The sequence below is a fragment of the Chryseobacterium sp. NG-CE01 genome, from assembly GCF_055695505.1.
On sequence record NZ_CM146369.1, the window covers coordinates 3,195,007 to 3,212,570 of the forward strand.

Annotated in this window: 14 protein-coding genes; 6 read left to right on the forward strand and 8 right to left on the reverse strand. The window is 37.9% G+C overall.

The window, feature by feature from the left end; translation table 11 throughout:
* Positions 1-149 precede the first annotated feature (149 nt).
* Positions 150-431: a hypothetical protein gene (locus ACYT6F_RS14875; protein ID WP_472598418.1), complete on the forward strand. Its 282-nt coding sequence runs from the start codon at positions 150-152 to the stop codon at positions 429-431.
* Between the two features lie 104 nt (positions 432-535).
* Complete coding sequence (locus ACYT6F_RS14880) at positions 536-982, forward strand: phosphohydrolase (protein WP_472598419.1); 447 nt, start codon at positions 536-538, stop codon at positions 980-982.
* Positions 983-1,110: 128 nt separating this feature from the next.
* Here the strand turns inward: ACYT6F_RS14880 and ACYT6F_RS14885 are convergent, their stop codons facing one another.
* Both ACYT6F_RS14885 and ACYT6F_RS14890 read right to left on the reverse strand, forming a co-directional pair.
* Positions 1,111-1,833 carry a DUF2490 domain-containing protein gene (locus ACYT6F_RS14885; RefSeq protein ID WP_472598420.1) on the reverse strand — a complete coding sequence of 241 codons (723 nt, stop codon included), beginning with the start codon at positions 1,831-1,833 and terminating at the stop codon, positions 1,111-1,113.
* A gap of 74 nt (positions 1,834-1,907) precedes the next feature.
* On the reverse strand, positions 1,908-3,719 hold the full coding sequence (locus ACYT6F_RS14890) for a TonB-dependent receptor plug domain-containing protein (protein ID WP_472598421.1): 1,812 nt from the start codon (positions 3,717-3,719) through the stop codon (positions 1,908-1,910).
* Positions 3,720-4,072: 353 nt separating this feature from the next.
* Between ACYT6F_RS14890 and uvrA the strand changes: the two genes are divergently transcribed.
* Entirely contained in the window at positions 4,073-6,865 is a 2,793-nt protein-coding gene (uvrA, locus tag ACYT6F_RS14895) for an excinuclease ABC subunit UvrA (RefSeq protein WP_472598422.1), read from the forward strand.
* Positions 6,866-7,101: 236 nt separating this feature from the next.
* Positions 7,102-7,338, forward strand: a complete 237-nt coding sequence (locus tag ACYT6F_RS14900; protein ID WP_472598423.1) for a hypothetical protein — start codon at positions 7,102-7,104, stop codon at positions 7,336-7,338.
* Positions 7,339-7,420: 82 nt separating this feature from the next.
* Here the strand turns inward: ACYT6F_RS14900 and ACYT6F_RS14905 are convergent, their stop codons facing one another.
* From ACYT6F_RS14905 to ACYT6F_RS14920, 4 genes are all read right to left on the reverse strand, one after another.
* Complete coding sequence (locus ACYT6F_RS14905; RefSeq protein WP_472598424.1) at positions 7,421-8,599, reverse strand: aminotransferase class V-fold PLP-dependent enzyme; 1,179 nt, start codon at positions 8,597-8,599, stop codon at positions 7,421-7,423.
* Positions 8,600-8,884: 285 nt separating this feature from the next.
* The gene (locus ACYT6F_RS14910; protein WP_472598425.1) at positions 8,885-10,024 is read right to left on the reverse strand and encodes a hypothetical protein; all 1,140 of its coding nucleotides are present in this window, start codon (positions 10,022-10,024) and stop codon (positions 8,885-8,887) included.
* Positions 10,025-10,035: 11 nt separating this feature from the next.
* On the reverse strand, positions 10,036-10,950 hold the full coding sequence (locus ACYT6F_RS14915) for a TssN family type VI secretion system protein (RefSeq protein ID WP_472598426.1): 915 nt from the start codon (positions 10,948-10,950) through the stop codon (positions 10,036-10,038).
* A 55-nt stretch (positions 10,951-11,005) separates the two neighbouring features.
* A complete protein-coding gene (locus ACYT6F_RS14920; RefSeq protein WP_472598427.1) occupies positions 11,006-11,947 on the reverse strand; it encodes a type VI secretion system baseplate subunit TssG in 942 nt (313 codons plus the stop codon).
* Positions 11,948-12,248: 301 nt separating this feature from the next.
* Here ACYT6F_RS14920 and ACYT6F_RS14925 point away from each other — a divergent pair, with 301 nt between their 5' ends.
* Both ACYT6F_RS14925 and ACYT6F_RS14930 read left to right on the forward strand, forming a co-directional pair.
* The gene (locus ACYT6F_RS14925) at positions 12,249-13,040 is read left to right on the forward strand and encodes a S1/P1 nuclease (RefSeq protein ID WP_472598428.1); all 792 of its coding nucleotides are present in this window, start codon (positions 12,249-12,251) and stop codon (positions 13,038-13,040) included.
* 673 nt (positions 13,041-13,713) lie between these two features.
* Positions 13,714-14,580: a sigma-70 family RNA polymerase sigma factor gene (locus tag ACYT6F_RS14930; protein WP_002979276.1), complete on the forward strand. Its 867-nt coding sequence runs from the start codon at positions 13,714-13,716 to the stop codon at positions 14,578-14,580.
* A gap of 153 nt (positions 14,581-14,733) precedes the next feature.
* Here the strand turns inward: ACYT6F_RS14930 and ACYT6F_RS14935 are convergent, their stop codons facing one another.
* Both ACYT6F_RS14935 and ACYT6F_RS14940 read right to left on the reverse strand, forming a co-directional pair.
* Entirely contained in the window at positions 14,734-15,207 is a 474-nt protein-coding gene (locus tag ACYT6F_RS14935) for a DUF3347 domain-containing protein (protein ID WP_472598429.1), read from the reverse strand.
* A 134-nt stretch (positions 15,208-15,341) separates the two neighbouring features.
* Entirely contained in the window at positions 15,342-17,561 is a 2,220-nt protein-coding gene (locus tag ACYT6F_RS14940) for a TonB-dependent receptor plug domain-containing protein (protein WP_472598430.1), read from the reverse strand.
* Positions 17,562-17,564: the final 3 nt, after the last annotated feature.

Consider the following 17,564-nt stretch of genomic DNA (forward strand, 5'->3'; position numbering starts at 1 on the left):
TATATAAATTTGATTTCAAGGCGTCTCAATGTTGAGACGCTTTTTTATTGCAGCAAATAAATAACAAAATAAACTGTAGAATGTAATAAAAATGATGCTTAAGTTGTTTTACAATACAGACCTATAGTTTAATCGTAAAAGTTTTATTAATGAAATTACTAATAATTCCGGTTCTATTGATTGCAGTGTCCTCTTCGGGACAGCAAAAAGAAAAGAAACTTCTGATACCTCCTGATACTACAAAACAGAATAAGTTTTATTTCCCTGATAAACAAATAAAGCCGGCCGATTCTCAGAGAAAAATATACAGAATGCCTTCCGCAAAACCTGATGAATCGGTATATTCAAGCCTTAAAGATAAAAGAAAAGATACTACGGATTATAAGATGCTTAATTCGATAGCACCTGATAAACGCAAGGAACGTCAATAATTATATTTGAAATTCAGGAAGACATCCTTATTACACGAAATTATTATTAAAAAAATGTCTCAGATGTTGAGGCATTTTTTATTTTTGTACTCTACTTAGTGAAGATGACAAAAGAAGAACTACTCAACAGAGCGATAAAAATAGCCGATAAGGCACACAAAGGACAGACAGATAAATATCATGCGCCGTACATTGCCCACGTCATGCGTGTAATGGAATACGGAAAAACCATGGACGAAAAAATTGTAGGCGTTCTGCATGATGTCGTTGAAGATCATCCTCAGGAATACAGCCTGGATTATCTGCGTGGCGAAGGTTTTCCGGAATATATCATTTTTGCGATCAGCTGCCTCACAAAGTTTGACCCGGATGAAGAGTATGATGATTTTGTAAGAAGAACCGAGCGCTCTCCACTAGCCGTTGCCGTAAAACTTAATGATTTAAGGGATAATATGGATCTTCGAAGAGTAAACAGAGAGCTGACTCCTAAAGACATCAAAAGATTTAACAAATATCTTAAAGCTTACCATTACCTGATTGAAAAATATTAGATAAAAATGACTAATGATCGATGAGCGACTATGCTCGTTATATGCGGATGATTAAATGTCACTTTAACTAACATTATCATCTCATTGTAACCATAAAGTTAATTCAATGCAAAAAATTAAAAAACAGTTTAATCCGCACCGGGGAAGTCATAGGTCTTTTTGGGATGCTTCGTCCCGTCGATATTGATATTTAAAGCCAGGTATACAAAATGGAAATTTTTATTTCCTGAAGCTTCAAATTCCCTCTGCCACAAGTATCCTCCGACAATTCCGAAATAATCGTCAATCTGATAACCGAAACCGCCATATAGCCTGTTCCTGGCAAAAGTAGGCTTCATGGGACTTACCAGAAAAATCTCGTCATACACGTTGGCAAAAACAGTTCCTCTTTTTACCTCTTTTGCATTGAGGGGAACACTTACGTTCAGGCGGTATCTGTAACGGGTTCTCTCAGAACTTTTGCTGGTTTGAGGATCATAGAACCAGCTTTTTTCAGCTCGCAGCCTGTTTTCAAATTTAACAATGCCTTTCTTGAAATCAATAACATCCTGAAGCCAGACCCTGAATTCTTCCCTGCTTATCTTCCTGTCTTTATAAGTGGCGTATCTTCCCAATCCGATAAAAGGTTTGTGATTTTTAGTAAGGTTGTAGCCTAGCCCTCCTTTTATCTCATAATAATCCGGATAGGTATATTCCTGTATTCCTCTCGACTGTCCTTCTGCGTAAAGAAAAAATTTCGGATGAAATTTATACGTTATGGTCAGTGCATTGAAGCTGGAAATATGTTCCTGTGCTTTGAAGAATGTTACACTTAAAAATAGCCCCAAGCCTAATCCTAATGAGAATTTCATCTAAAAAAAATTTTGCAAATGTAAATTAATTAACAATTTATTAATATTAACTTTAATTCATCAATAGTTAACAATTATTTAATATTAAAATTGTAAGATAATCCTATATGAAACCACCTTTGCGGCATTGGAACCCCGAATGTTTCTGTATATGAAGTATTTGTTAAATTATTAATCAAAACATACACCGAAAAATCTTTTTTAACAAAACTTAATTTATCATCCACGAGATTGTAGCTGCCGTTGTTCAGCCTTTCGTTATATCGGTAGACAATTTCATTGGTGAAGTTTTTCAGGAAGCGTGTCTCCAGTTTGGCAATAAACTGATGCTTTAAATTATCCAGCAGATATCTTGCCGAAAAATCCGCAGGCTTGTTTAACTGGTTATCGAGATAAGTATATCCGACAGTATATTTCAGCCAGTCCTTCAGGCGGTGATTAAATTCTGCCTCAATTCCTTTTACGGTTGTCTGCCCAATGTTTTGAGCGTACCATACAGGATCTTCCGGTTTCATTTTTGTCCAGTCAATAGCGTCATTCGTATCTCTCAGAAAACCGCTTATTTTGGCTAATAAATTTTTGGTCTGAAACTGATACCCGATTTCTGCATAGACTGCATTTTCAGGTAAAAGATCAGGATTTCCCTGTTCGGTTTTGCTGGTATAATAAAGATCGGTGAAAGTAGGAATACGATGAACTCTTGCAATATTTCCGTACACTTTGTTATTCTGGTTGAAGCTGTATCCTACATCCAGCCCCGGATAGAAAAAGTTTCCTTCATTAGAATAATTGGCCCAGGATATTCCCGGACTGATATTCAGTTTTTTGTCCAGCAAAGAAAAATGATGCTCGAAAAATACCTGAGATACAAAGCGGTTTCTTTCTCCAAGATTATTGCTTGCCAGAAATTCTTTTCTCAGTTCAACCCCAATTCCGGTTGTACCAAGTGACCAGTCATAGCTGGAATTAACCTCTCCTCCTATATTATTTCCGATATGCATATTGCGGTAGATTTCAGGATTTTGCCTGTTAAAAAGGTACATATCCTGCCCTCTTCGCCAATATATATTTGAATTTAACTTTAATTTTCCAAACGTCTGCTGATGAGCAAGACTGATTACGGAAGCCTGTACTTCCTCATATTGCTCGGTGGCGGCTTTTGATGCATAAAATCCGTTGGCCCCGAATTTCTTTTCAGAAAAACCTGCCTGAAGTCTGATGCTTCCGTCTTTTATATTCAGCTTGCTCTGATAAAAAACATTCCTGATTTCATAATCCGTATTGTACATATATCCTTGTGAGCCGGAAGAATTCGCCTGTAAGGAATTGGAAAATTTTTCATTTCCCACCTGTGCGCTGAACCCCAGTTCATAGGTTTTATAATCTCCGCCTTCAACATTTACTTTTACCCTTTTCCCCGGATCTATTCTGGTGATGATATTGATAACGCCGGCATACGCATTTTGCCCGAAACGCCTCGCTGCCGGACCTTTTATGACTTCAATTCTTTCCACGTCGTCAAGATCTACAGGAAGGTTCATCGAATTATGCCCCGTCTGGGAATCATTCATACGGATTCCGTTAAGAAGCAGAAGTACCTGTTCAAAAGAGCTTCCCCGGAAACCAATATCACTCTGCACCCCGTTGGCACCTCTCCTTCTGATATCCATTCCGGTGACCTGCTGCAGGATCTCATCAATACTTTTTGCAGGAGAATTGATAATTTCTTCCCTCGTGATAACAGTGATATTCTGGTTGGCACTTTTATACGGTGTGGAAAAAAACTTCCCCTGAATCTCAATGGTCTCGATATCAGTAGACTTTTCCTGTGCCTGGGCGAAAAATAAAGTTCCGAGAAAAAAAATACTTCCTGCTCTTCGTATCATATGTCAGAATTATAGTTAATTATTTGTGACGCCAAAAGTAGTGGAGTTCATCAAGACATACAAATGATAGTTGTCATAAAAAAAATGCAGTTCTTAAAAACTGCATTTTCGGTGAATTATCGTTGTTATCTTTTTCTCATCAGATGTGTAATCAGATCTCTTAAGAACTTTCTCATATCTAATTACATTTTATCCTGCAATGTTAAATAAATTTACAATAGTATACAATCATTTCTCAATAAAATTATGTTAAATGCATAGAAATATGATCTAAAACCGGGTAAGGAATTAGCGCCTAATTAACCGTCATAAATCCGTCAGAATTTCGTAATTTTGTTAGTCTTAATTTTACTATGGCTAAAACAACAGATATAGATATTAAAAAACAGATATTCGTTAAGAACGCACATCTTAACAATCTGAAACACATTGATGTTCTTATCCCGAAAAATAAGCTGATTGTCATTACAGGAGTTTCCGGAAGCGGAAAATCTTCACTGGCTTTTGATACCATTTATGCGGAAGGACAGAGAAGATATGTAGAGAGTCTGAGCTCCTACGCACGACAGTTTTTAGGTAAACTGGAAAAACCGAAAGTTGACGATATCAAAGGGCTTGCCCCTTCCATCGCCATCCAGCAGAAAGTAATTTCTTCCAACCCGCGGTCTACAGTAGGAACTTCAACGGAAATTTACGATTATCTGAAACTTCTTTTTGCAAGAATCGGAAGAACATTTTCCCCTGTTTCAGGCGAAGAGGTTAAAAAAGATTCGGTTTCTGATGTAGTGGATTTTATTAAAGCATCCAAAAAAGATTCGTCATTCTTATTAACCGCTCCGCTGGATTATGATGCGGATAATTTTGCGGAAAATCTAAATGTCCTCAAGCTTGCCGGATTTACAAGGCTTGAGATCAACGGTAATGTAGCCGGAATAGAAGATCTGGAAAGCTTCGGATTCACCCCCGAAAAGAATATGGAAATCAATCTGGTGATTGACCGGTTTTCGTACGAAGAAGATGAAAGTTTCCTGCAACGTCTTGCAGATTCTATTCAGATGGCTTTCTACGAAGGACGAGGATACTGTCACCTGAAGAATACCGATACCGGAAAAGTAAAAGAATTTTCCAACAAATTTGAGCTGGACGGAATAGAATTCCTTGAACCGAATGTTCATTTTTTCAGCTTTAATAATCCTTACGGAGCCTGCCCTACCTGTGAAGGATACGGAAAAGTAATCGGGATTGATGAAGATCTTGTGGTTCCCAATAAGGCGCTTTCCATTTTTGAAGATGCGGTAGCTTCATGGCGGGGCGAAAGCATGAGCGAATGGAAAAAAGACTTTATTAAAAAAGCTAAAGAATTCCCGATTCATAAACCTTATCACCAGCTTACCAAAGAGCAGAAAAAATACCTCTGGAAAGGTGACGGGAAAAGCACATTCCCATCTATTGATAATTTCTTCAGAATGCTTGAAGAAAATTTATATAAGATACAGTACAGGGTAATGCTTTCCCGATACCGTGGAAAAACATTATGTCCTACCTGTGAAGGACTGAGGCTGCGTGAAGAAACCAGCTGGGTGAAGATCGACGGCCATAATATCCAGTCGATGATCGAATTGCCTTTGGATGAGCTGTTTGCGCTGATAAAAGATTTAAAACTCTCTGAGCATGATCAGGAGGTAGCCAAAAGGCTGTTATATGAAATAACCACAAGGATTGAGTTTTTATTGAAGGTGGGATTAGGATATTTAACCCTTAACCGTACTTCCAATACACTCTCAGGTGGTGAAAGCCAAAGGATCAACCTGGCAACAAGTCTGGGAAGTTCTCTTGTTGGTTCAATTTATATTCTTGATGAACCATCCATAGGACTGCATTCCAGGGATACGGAAAATCTGATCGGCGTTCTGAAAAACCTTCGCGACCTCGGGAATACGGTGATCGTCGTAGAGCATGATGAAGATGTAATGAGAGCAGCTGATTATATTATCGATATCGGTCCCGAAGCAGGATATCTTGGAGGAGAATTAGTATTTGCAGGAGATTATAAAGAACTTAAAGATGCTGATACTTTAACATCTAAATATCTTACAGGAAGACTGGAAATAGAAATTCCTAAAGAACGGAGGAAAGCCAAAGAATGGATTCAGATCAAAGGAGCGCGGCAGAATAATCTTAAAAATGTTGATGTAGATGTGCCGCTTGAGAATCTTGTGGTTATTTCCGGGGTTTCTGGAAGCGGAAAGTCTACCTTAATGAAGGAAATCCTTACCAACGACATCCAGATTCAGCTGGGAATGGGCGGTAAAAAAGGAGATTACGACTCCGTTGATTTTCCTAAAAAACTCATCAAGCATATTGAGCTGATCGACCAGAACCCGATCGGGAAATCTTCACGTTCCAATCCGGTGACCTATCTTAAAGCTTATGATGACATCAGAGATTTGTTTGCCAAACAGAAAGTAGCCAAAATGATGGGCTACAAACCGAAGCATTTTTCTTTTAATGTTGACGGCGGAAGATGTGATGAGTGTAAAGGCGAAGGTGTCATCAATGTATCGATGCAGTTCATGGCAGATATAGAGCTGGAATGCGAAGTTTGTAAAGGAACCCGTTTTAAAAGTGAGATCCTGGAAGTAAGATACGACGAAAAGAATATTTCGGATATTCTTCACATGACCGTAGATGATGCGCTGGAATTTTTCAAAGATAACCGAGAAGAAAAAATTGTAACCAAACTAAAGCCTTTACAGGAAGTTGGATTGGGATATCTGCAGCTGGGACAAAGCTCTTCTACTCTTTCAGGCGGAGAAGCACAGCGTGTAAAACTGGCGTCATTTCTTGTAAAAGGCGTTACGACAGACAAGACATTATTTATTTTTGATGAACCATCCACCGGCTTGCATTTCCATGATATTCAGAAATTACTGAAGTCATTGCAGGCGCTGATTGATCTCGGTCATTCGGTGATTGTCATTGAGCACCAGCCGGATATTATCAAATGTGCGGATTACATTATTGATATTGGTCCGGAAGCAGGAAAACACGGTGGAGAAGTCGTATTTACGGGAACTCCTGAGGATCTTGCCAAAAATAAAAAATCACACACAGCAAAATATATTAAAGAAAAGCTGGAACAATAAAAATGAAGAGAGTCGAAAGACTCTCTTTTTTTGTTGACGTGTGTAGTTAGTACGTTAATTCGGGTAAAATTCTGAAAGAATTTTGTATCGGGAATGGATGTTTAATTATAGGTTCTCAATACGGTTTCTCCATTGCATTTCCGAACCGACGAATTAAAAACTCTTGTATGTATACAATATTAAAAACTCATAAGCAGTACAATAGATCATTCAATTGTTTCAATAACGGGTTCAACTTGTCAGAAATAATAATCATCCACTTAGATGAGACGATCAGGAGTTTCGAATGCACTGCCAACCGTTTCGAATCGGAAATCAACTACTCCGACGAACCGATCAACTGCTCAGCAGAGACAATCAACCGCTCCGCAGAGACAATCAACCATTCCGAAGAGGCAATCAACCACTCCGCAGAGACAATCAAGTACAATTTGTTATTTTTCAATGATTTACAGCTTATAAATGTAAAATGAAAATCCTGTTTTTGGGCTTAAATTTCAATTATCCGTCTTTAAAAACAGGCATGTGAATGATAAAAATGTTTTCAATAATAAGCTATAGCAGGCTTTGCTTTAATAATTCTGATACGGTATCAATTTCCTCCATGGTATTGAAATAATGAGGCGATAACCGCACAATCCCATTAAGATTTTTCCTGGTAAAATCTATTAAAGCGGAGTTTTTATGTGTTACTGAAAAGAATATATTGTTTTCTTTCAACACCTTCTGAATCCTATTCAAATCGCCATCCGGACCGGAAAAAGTAATAATGCTGCTCAGATTTTTTCCCCAGTCCCAAATGTTGAAACCACTGTCTCTCAGGGCATTCCTTAATCTTTCAGACAACCCTTTATTGTAATGCTCTATGGCATGTAAACCGATAGTATTGGCATATTGTAAAGCATGCGTGAAACCCATTAAAGAAGCGTAGGAAATTTCCCAGCTTTCAAATCTTTTTGCGTTTTTAAATAATTGATAATCGTCAAATTCAGTCCAGTCTGCTCCTCTCATATCTAAGAGAAGCGGTGCATAATTCTGTTCTAAAATTTTATCCGAAACATATAAAAACCCGGTTCCTCTTGGTCCCCGCATGAATTTTCTTCCCGTAGCCGATAAAAAATCACAGCCTATTTTTTCAACATCTACACCAAGCTGACCGACCGACTGGCAAGCATCAACGAGATACAGAATATCATATTGTTTACAGAGTCTTCCGACACCTTCCACATTCTGGATCAAGCCCGAATTTGTAGGAATATGGGTTACCGCGATTAATCTGGGATCGTACTCTTTAATTAATTTTTCCAGATCTTCAAGATCCAGTTCATTGTCAGGCAGATTTTTAGTTCGTAGAACTTTTAATTTTAATTTCTTCTGCAACGAGATAAAAGTAATCTGATTGGAAATATAATCATCAGCGGTTGTAATGATAACATCGCCTTCTTTAAACATAATGCTGGATAATGCTTTGGCGTAAGCCTCCGTAGCACTTGTTGCAAAAGCAATATTGGAAGGTTTTGCATTGATCAGTCTTGCGGCTTCATCATAGAATTTTTCCAGAATATCTGCTTTTCTGTTTGCTGTTTCATATCCTCCTATCTGTTCTTCCAGTTCAAGATATTCTTTCATTGAATCTACCACAATTGATGGCATCAGCGATGATCCCGCATTATTAAGAAAAATTTTTCCGTCCGAAAGTCCTTTGGTATCCTGTCGTATTTTTTCTGTATTCATTTGTAAAAATGATTTTAATCTTAGTTGATCGTAATTATGTTTACTGATTTAAGTTTTAACTGCAAAAGATGCAAATGATTTATATACTTTTAATATTTAAAGTTAATTAATATGGAGAATAAAGAAGACAATAGTTTTGATTTTCTCTTGAGAACATTGTTTATCTAATAAGCACTTAAAATAGTCTTTCTGGTCTTTGTGGTTAAATAAAATTTGAAACAATTTTTTATATATAAAAAATCCCGAATAAAAAATTTCGGGATCAATATTTAAAATATTTTGTATTTAATCTAAAACGCTCCAGCCTCTCTTCGGATTATTATTGTTGGAGACTTCCTGTTCGTTAACGATGATGTTTTCTTTTCTCTGTCCGATGTAATCAAGTTCGCTTAATTTGGCGAAGATCGTTTCAAGACTTTTCAGCATCTGCTGAATGTATAATAACGGCTCACCGCAGTTGTGATGGTCATAATTGGTTTCTGCTACAATAGAAAGCTGATTCAGCAAAGTATGCGGTGCAATTTCGCTCCATTCTAAGCTGTAATTAAGCATTTCTTCAAGCTCTGCAGGTACTAAAACCTGGGTGGCATTGTATAAACGAAGAGCAAGTTTTGAAAAAGCTTCGATCAGGAATACCGGCGGCTGATACGGCGTAATATTCCGGAACTGGAAATACATATCTCCGAATGTATTGATCATGGTATTGCATAAAAACTTAACATTCTGCGCCAAAGCGGTATTCTGGTTTTTATGGGATACTTTCTGAATGATTTTAAAGGCATATTGCTGAAGATTTCCGATAGACTTTGCAAAAGTATTGTAATAATCCAGCAGTGCCGGATGGCTCTGAACCGAAGTACATGGCGGGATAAAATTAGAATCTACCTGGGCAATATTCCCTTTGAGATCAACCTTACCGATGATAAGGTAATTTCCTCCCGAATAGCTGCTGTTCAGCGATGTCACCGGAAGCAGTTCAATGTGATGGTTCGGCTGTGTATTCGGATGACGAGGCGGAATTTCTTCAGGATCAATATCTCCGAAAGGCACTTTATCAAAAGGATTTACCGAAATTAAAATATAATAATCGCCATCTGCCTGCTCTTCATTCATCAGCTTTGCAAGAGATTTCACACTTACTCTTCTATCAGTCAGCTCTATCCTGTAACCGGCAAGAGTTACTGCACTGCAACGCTTAATGACTAATTGTACATCATTTGTGGCCGTATTGTGGACATCAAAAATAGTGCGGTCTGTAAATTCATTTGAGATAGGCAAAAGCCCGTAATTATATGCGGTGATCCCCAGTGAACTGGAATCTCTGATGGTATCGATTAAAAAATTATCCTGATCATTAAGATGTCTCTGGGAAACCTTCATCCCGTCAACCCAATTGATGGCAAAATGCTTAATAGGCTGTATCATATTCAATATTTTTAGATGGTGTGAGATTGTGTTCTTCGTATTCCTTCTTCTTCATGCTGGATGACTCTTTTACAGATCACCACATCATTTTCAGAGATTCTGTTTTCTGTGATGTCCTGATCAAAATCAATATATTTTCTAAAGCTGAAGAATGACTTTTTAGTATAGAAAATCCAGTAATATGGTTCGCGTTCCTGATCTGATAAATGGATAACCGAGTTCGGGTTTTTATGATTATAATCGTCTACAACCCTGTAGAACCAGTCGCCAAAAGTAATTCCTGTAGGCAGTGTTTTGGCTTTAATCCTGAACCTGTTGGCATCTTCAAGATTTTTGCTTAATTCAACATTTAACACCATTAACCGGTCAAAGTCCGCTCCTTCAAAATCCGGGAGCTTCTGATCCGGAGAATAGCGCCAGGTCTTGTAAATATCAACAGGAATACTGATCAGCTGAACATAGCAATAATGGAAGACCAACGGAACGAGAAATGTTAAGATACTTGTTGCTGCCATTACCGGGTAACCTGTTCCCCTGCTTATCCAGGTAAAAATCAGGTAAAAAAGATAGCCTCCGAAACCTATGCAGGTAATGGATAAGACGGATTCAAATAATATGCTTTTCGTTAAAGAACTAAAATGTTTCTTGAAATATCTGTCTGAAAGATTGACATGAATTATTCCCAGAACAAGATAAATGACCTGCGCAATGAGATACCAGTACGGATTGAAAAGATTCCCCGCAAATCCGAAGAATCCCGGAATCGCAAGACATAAACTGCAAAGCAGAACGTAAATAATAATGGTTTTGATCTTTATTGCAGGCTTATTTCTTCTGATAACTCCGAGGATTACCATCATAATAACCGCAAATAAGGGCATAAGAATATACCTTAAAAAGATTCCCTTTACTGAAGAAATTTCCATGTGTCTTTTTCGAATTAATATTTTTAATTGGTTTAGTAAATATAGTTAAAAATTTTCAGAGGAATGTAGAGTATCCGAGCCTGTTTGAATTTCTTTCATCGTCTTCCAGAGCAAATGAAAACTCCTCTTTTTCGGTGATGAAATTTTCTTCAATATCCACACTCACCGGAAGGAAGTAATCGTACATCGCGTCAAGCACCTTGCGGAAAGGACTGCCGTCGATATACTTTTTCATTTCAGTATAAGGAATAGGTCCGATGTTGACCACCCAGTTTCGCTGTCCGTCCATATGTTTCCCGCTTGGGATGTACGTCACACCGAGGCGGGAATTTCCCAACAGCATGGAGTCATCTTCCTCTTCCACTCCATCAATAATATTGGGTGCAAAAGTTACTTGCACCGGAATCTGCAGAAAAGCAGTCATGCATTTTTCAAACCATGCCTTATCTCCGCGAATCTGGTGAAAAAACGGTAAAATATAGATAAATATATAAGCATTCTGCTTATCCATCATTTTGATGAGCGGCCAGAGTTCACTTACCGTTGTAAGCAATGCATCGGTATCGCTGGCTATTTCAAAATCGAACTCTTTCAGCAGGGCACTGATTTCAGTAAAGAAAACCTCGAGTTCAAAAGGCCTGAAAAACTTTCTCGCATCTTCTTCTACCTTTTTCTGTTTGCGGATTTCTTTTACGACACTTTCGACGTTTTTCCGTGTTGCGCCCAGTGACGGCGGGTGGAAAAGGCCTTCAGGAAGATAGTCGTAAATGCCTTCCCTGTAGGTTTCAATGACGAAAACTTCTTCATCGAAGCCGAGATAATCGCTCGTAATGCTTTTAATGTCTTTAAGATAGGCCCGGTCGTTAATGCCGATTCTCTGGATAAATATATTGCTTACTGCTCTGTGGTATTTCAAGAGGTTTACTGCCACAGCTTCCGCTTTGAAATCTGTCTGCAGTTTATTGTAATGCATCTCTACAATATTGTTTTCATACATAGTGTACGCTGTGATTTTGGCTTATAAAATTAGTATATCTCAAATTATTGAAAAAATAATTTTTGATTAATTTTATTCTAAAATAGTAAATAATTTTGAGTAAAAGAACAAACAGTAAAAATAAGGTTGAGACTGAGACTAAGATCAAGATTAAATCATATGAATAAATTAGCGTCACAACTGAACGTTAGCCTCAACTTAATTGAAATTAAGATTTGATTAAATTTCCCAAACCTTCTTTCAACCTTGATCTTAACCTTAAAATTAACTGTATCTTTGCAGCCTGAAAATGTTATTTACAATGAAAAGTATTTATTCTAAGATGCTGATTTTGGCATTCATGGCAACTTCGCTTTATTCGTATGCATGGGGATTAACGGGACACAGAATTATTGCTGAAATTGCCGAAAATCATCTTTCCGGAAAAGCAAGGAAGGAAATTAAAAAAATGATGGGGAGGGAACGTCTTGCGTACTGGGCCAACTGGCCGGATTTTATTAAATCTGATACAACAGGTGCGTGGAAGCAGGCATCAGCGTGGCATTATGTGAACATCGATCCGCAGACTGATTTCAAAATTTTTGAAGAAAAGCTGAAAGGACAGGCCGGGCCGAGTTTGTATACTCAGGTGAATGTTCTTTCGAGTCAGATTAAGGATGAAAAGACTTCTGATAAAGATCGTAAAATTGCTTTGATTTTCCTTATCCATATTATGGGTGATCTTGCGCAGCCTCTACACGTAGGAAGAGCTGAAGATCTGGGAGGAAATAAAATTAATGTTACTTATTTTGGCGATAAGACCAATTTGCATTCTGTTTGGGACGGAAAACTGGTAGATTCTCAAAAATACAGCTATACCGAATATGCAGCATTATTAGACATTAAATCTGATGAGGAAGTGAAAGACATCCAGAAAGGAACGCTTGAAGACTGGCTGTATGATTCTCATAAAATTGCCAATACCATTTATGCACAGACACCAAATGATTCTAAACTGTCTTACGATTATCAGTATAAATTTAATAATACGATGGAAAGACAGCTTTTATACGGTGGATTAAGACTGGCAAAATGGCTGAATGATCTTTTTTAACGATGAGCTTAAAGTGAATAAATAGTGAAAGGTCAATTTACTATTTGTTAAGATGATATGAGCGGAACTTCGGTTTCGCTTTTTTTAATCAATTACATGTAGTTTGTCGTGCTGGAAGCATCTCAACATATTGTTTAAGCTTGGTTTAGATCCTTTCAGGATGACAAATATTGTGGATATTTTATTGGCATCATAAAATTCCCCTCCTTTGGAGGGGTGGCGGAAATTCTGCAAGAATTTTTGACGGGGTGGTTTGATAAAGTAAATATTGTTGAACAATTGAATAGTGAAATTCTTTTATCATATCTAGTGGAATATTTTGACCTCTATCTTAGCCCCGATTGGAGCTTTGTTTGAGCTCATTTTTATTGGTTTGAGCGCGGCGGCAAAGCCGCCGCGCTCAAACCAATAAAAATAGCGAGTGCGGAAAGCGGGAAGAAGCTTCTAACAATAAAGACTCAACTCAATTAAGACTTAAAAAGATTGAAATTTTTTGATAATATATCTAAGTAATGCTGGAATTAAAAATCGCCTTAGAGAGTGCAGAACGCGTAATTTACAATTATTTTCCCAGATGTAATTTAATTCAATAAAAATTAATTGAAATATTTGTAACCTTTTATGTTTCTCATACGTATAATATTATAGAAACTCTTTTTCGAGGAAAAAATAGATGAGACAATTAAAAATCACTAAGCAGGTAACCAACAGGGAAACTGCTTCATTAGACAAGTATTTGCAGGAAATTGGTAAAGTTGAATTGATTACTGCGGACGAAGAAGTAGAATTAGCACAAAGAATCCGTGCCGGCGACAGAGCTGCGCTGGAAAAATTAATCAAAGCTAACCTTCGTTTCGTAGTATCCGTTTCTAAACAATACCAAAATCAGGGTCTTTCTTTACCGGATTTGATCAATGAAGGTAACCTGGGACTTATGAAAGCGGCAAAAAGGTACGATGAGACTAGAGGTTTCAAATTTATCTCTTACGCAGTTTGGTGGATTCGTCAGTCGATCTTACAGGCTTTGGCAGAACAGTCGAGAATTGTAAGATTGCCATTGAACAAAATCGGATCTATCAACAAGATCAATAAAGCTTACGCTCACCTTGAACAGGAAAACGAAAGACCGCCTTCACCGGAGGAACTGGCAGAAGTTCTTGATATGAGCGAGGAAGATATTAAGGAATCAATGAAAAATTCCGGAAGACATTTGTCTATGGATGCACCTTTGGTAGAAGGTGAAGATTCCAATCTTTATGATGTATTACGTTCAGGTGAATCACCGAGCCCGGATAAAGATCTGATGCTTGAATCGCTACAGATTGAGATCGAAAGAGCATTGAATACCCTTACTCCAAGAGAGGCTGATCTTGTAAGATTATACTTCGGTCTGAACGGAAAACATCCGATGACTTTAGAGGAAATCGGTGAAACTTTTGATCTTACGAGAGAGAGAGTGCGCCAGATCAAAGAAAAAGCGATCAAGAGATTGAAACACAACACCAGAAGCAAGATCTTAAAATCTTACCTGGGTAAATAATTTTTAAGTTAAAAATAGTAGCGGAGCTTGATTTTCAGGCTCCGTTTTTTTATTGCAAAAAAAGAAACTCTTTTTGAGTTTCTTTTGTAAGCTGTTGAAGCTTTTTGTGATTTAAAATAATTTACTGTTTGGCAAACAGATTAATTAATTTATTTACTTAATCGTCGACTTCACATTCCCGCAGGACAACATCGATTTTCCATAATACGGATTGATGATCTTAGATTCATCACTCAGCCAGCTTGCTTCAGCCATCGGACAATACTGAACGTACACCGGATTTTGAGATACTTTAAATTCTTTTGCCACTGCTATCATATGATCAGATAACCTGTGGAAAGACTTTCTCTGTGCTGAGATATTTTTAGAAGCTGCGATCGTTTTTGCGTCTTCTTTGAGTGTCGTTAATTCTTTTTCAGAAATAATATTGCTCTTAATATCTGAAGATGATTTAATAAACTGAGACGCTGCTTTTGAAGCTTTTTCGGCATCATCTGAAGCTAATGCAGATTTAATCGCAATGTAGTCCTGGTAAAGCAGTGAAACCTGGGTGCTTTTCTTAGCCTGCGCTGACACTGAAAGTACTGTAAACACAGATAATACAGCTGTAATGATATATTTTTTCATTCCTTAATTGATAACTAATTTCATCAGCAAATATAAAAATATATGTGGTATCGTTGTTATAAAATTTTGTAAGGTTGTTATAGAATTAAGAAAAGAACCTCTGAAACTCAGAAGTTCTTTTTGTTTATCTTTTTTTATTTGATTCTAAATTCAAGCTTTACATTGAAAAATCTTCCCGTAAGCCGTACCGGAACCGGATACATAAAGTTGGTATTGGCATCAGTAATCCACTGGTTCGAGACGGTATTTCTGATGTTGAAAGCATTGAATACCTGAACACCCAGTGTCAGCTCCTCAAAATTTTCCCAGAATCCGTAGGTATTTTTCTTTTCTTTAGGATCGATAAATGCGTATGAAAGTCCAAGGTCTACTCTTTTATAAGAAGGCAAGGTTTTCTGATATTGGTAAGGGTCTGTAAACACAGGAGCTCCTGTCGGCAATCCCAAAGCATACACTAAGGTCAGGTTGACACGCATTGCCGGAAATCTCGGCATATAATCCTGATAAAACATTGCAAACCTGAATCGTTGGTCTGTCGGCCTCGGAATATCACCTTTCCCGTCGATATTTTCATATACCCTTGCATAACTCGCAGAAAGCCATGAATCAACTCCAGGAACAAATTCCCCGAAAAGCCTTGTGTCGATTCCGTATGAATATCCTGAAGCGTTATTTTTTCCTGTATACCGTATTCTTACGTTATCCATATAATACGGACTCAGGTCATTCATCTTTTTATAATACAGCTCTGTGGTCAGCTTAAATGGCCTGTCATACATATAAAATTCAAAATCGTTGGCCAGAATAGCCTGTATGGACCTTTGAGATTGTATAGAAGAATTAAAGTTCCCTTCAAGGTCTTTGATTTCTTTATAGAAAGGTGCCTGATAATAAACTCCTCCCGAAAGCCTGAACAACATATCCGTATCCCAATCCGGCTTAATGGCAAACTGTGCTCTCGGTGAAAATATGGTTTCGTTATTAAAGCTCCAGTGGGCAACTCTTGCTCCGGCATTTACAAATACTTTGTTGCTGCCCCAGAAAAACTTCTGGGAATATTGAGCGTAAGCAGACATCCTTGTCGGCTGTATATGGTTTTTACCGGCAATATTATACATCAGGTTCAGGTCTGCGGCATTTCTGGGATCAATAAATGCCTCATGAGGAAGGCTGTACCCCGCAGAATCTACCAGTCTCCATTCGTTGGTAAGATCTTTAAGGTTTTCTTTTTCATATTTAAATCCTACTTCGACATCTGTATTCACATTGGGCGAAAAACGCGTTCTGAACTGCGCTCCGTAGGTTTTCACAAACAAATCGTTTCTTGCATGCTCAATCTGTCCTCCCGAATCATATGAGGTTACGGGATCTCCGGTTACCGGATCATAAGTCTGCAAAACGTATGCTGAGGCAATGCTGTAATATTCTCTTTCCCTGTTCTGGTAGGCAAAAGCATCAAGAGTAAACCGCCATTTGTCTGAAGGTTTAAAGTTCAGTGACGCGGTACCCATCATGTTTTTGTATTTATCATCTTCACGTCCTCCGTAAGCCACATTCAGTTTAAGAGGCTGCTGAAGACTACCGAAATCTACTTCCCTCGCTTTAGGGATCATTTCGTAATCGTTATTGGAGTAAAAACCTATGAAGGATAGTGTTAATTTCGGGCTGAAATGATAATTCAGATAGGTCTGAAAATCCATATACTTCGGGTTGAAGTCGGTATCTTCATTTAATGTATTGAGTACGAGGTTTGTATTTCTGTATCTTCCTGAAAATAAAGCCGTAAGTTTTCGGTTTCCTTCTTTATCTTTTCCTGCGGCAAAACCTGTGGTAAGCCTTCCGCCGATTAAGCTTGCTTCTCCCGAAACTTCGAATTTTTCAGGCTCACGATAGTAAATATTTAATGCTGAAGACATTTTGTCGCCGTATCTCGGCTCAAAACCTCCAGCAGAGAAATTCACTGTAGAAACCATATCCGGATTAATAATACTCAGCCCTTCCTGCTGTGAATTTCTGATCAGGAAAGGTCTGTAGATTTCGATATCATTAATGTAGATAAGGTTTTCATCGTAGTTTCCGCCACGAACCATATACTGTGAAGAAAGCTCCGTATTGGAGTTTACGGAGGGCAATGTTTTGATAATTCCCTCAATACCTCCGGAAATGCTCGCAACATTCTGGGCGTCTTTAGCCGAAATTTTCACAGTGGTAAGATCATTGGTTCTTCCTGTCACTTTTTTCTGAAACACCACTTCTTCAATGTTGGCGGTTTTCATCGTATCCTTCTTTTTTCTTACCTGGGAGAATACTAATGCAGGAACCATAAGGCTCAATGGTAAAACTAGTTTTTTCAAAAG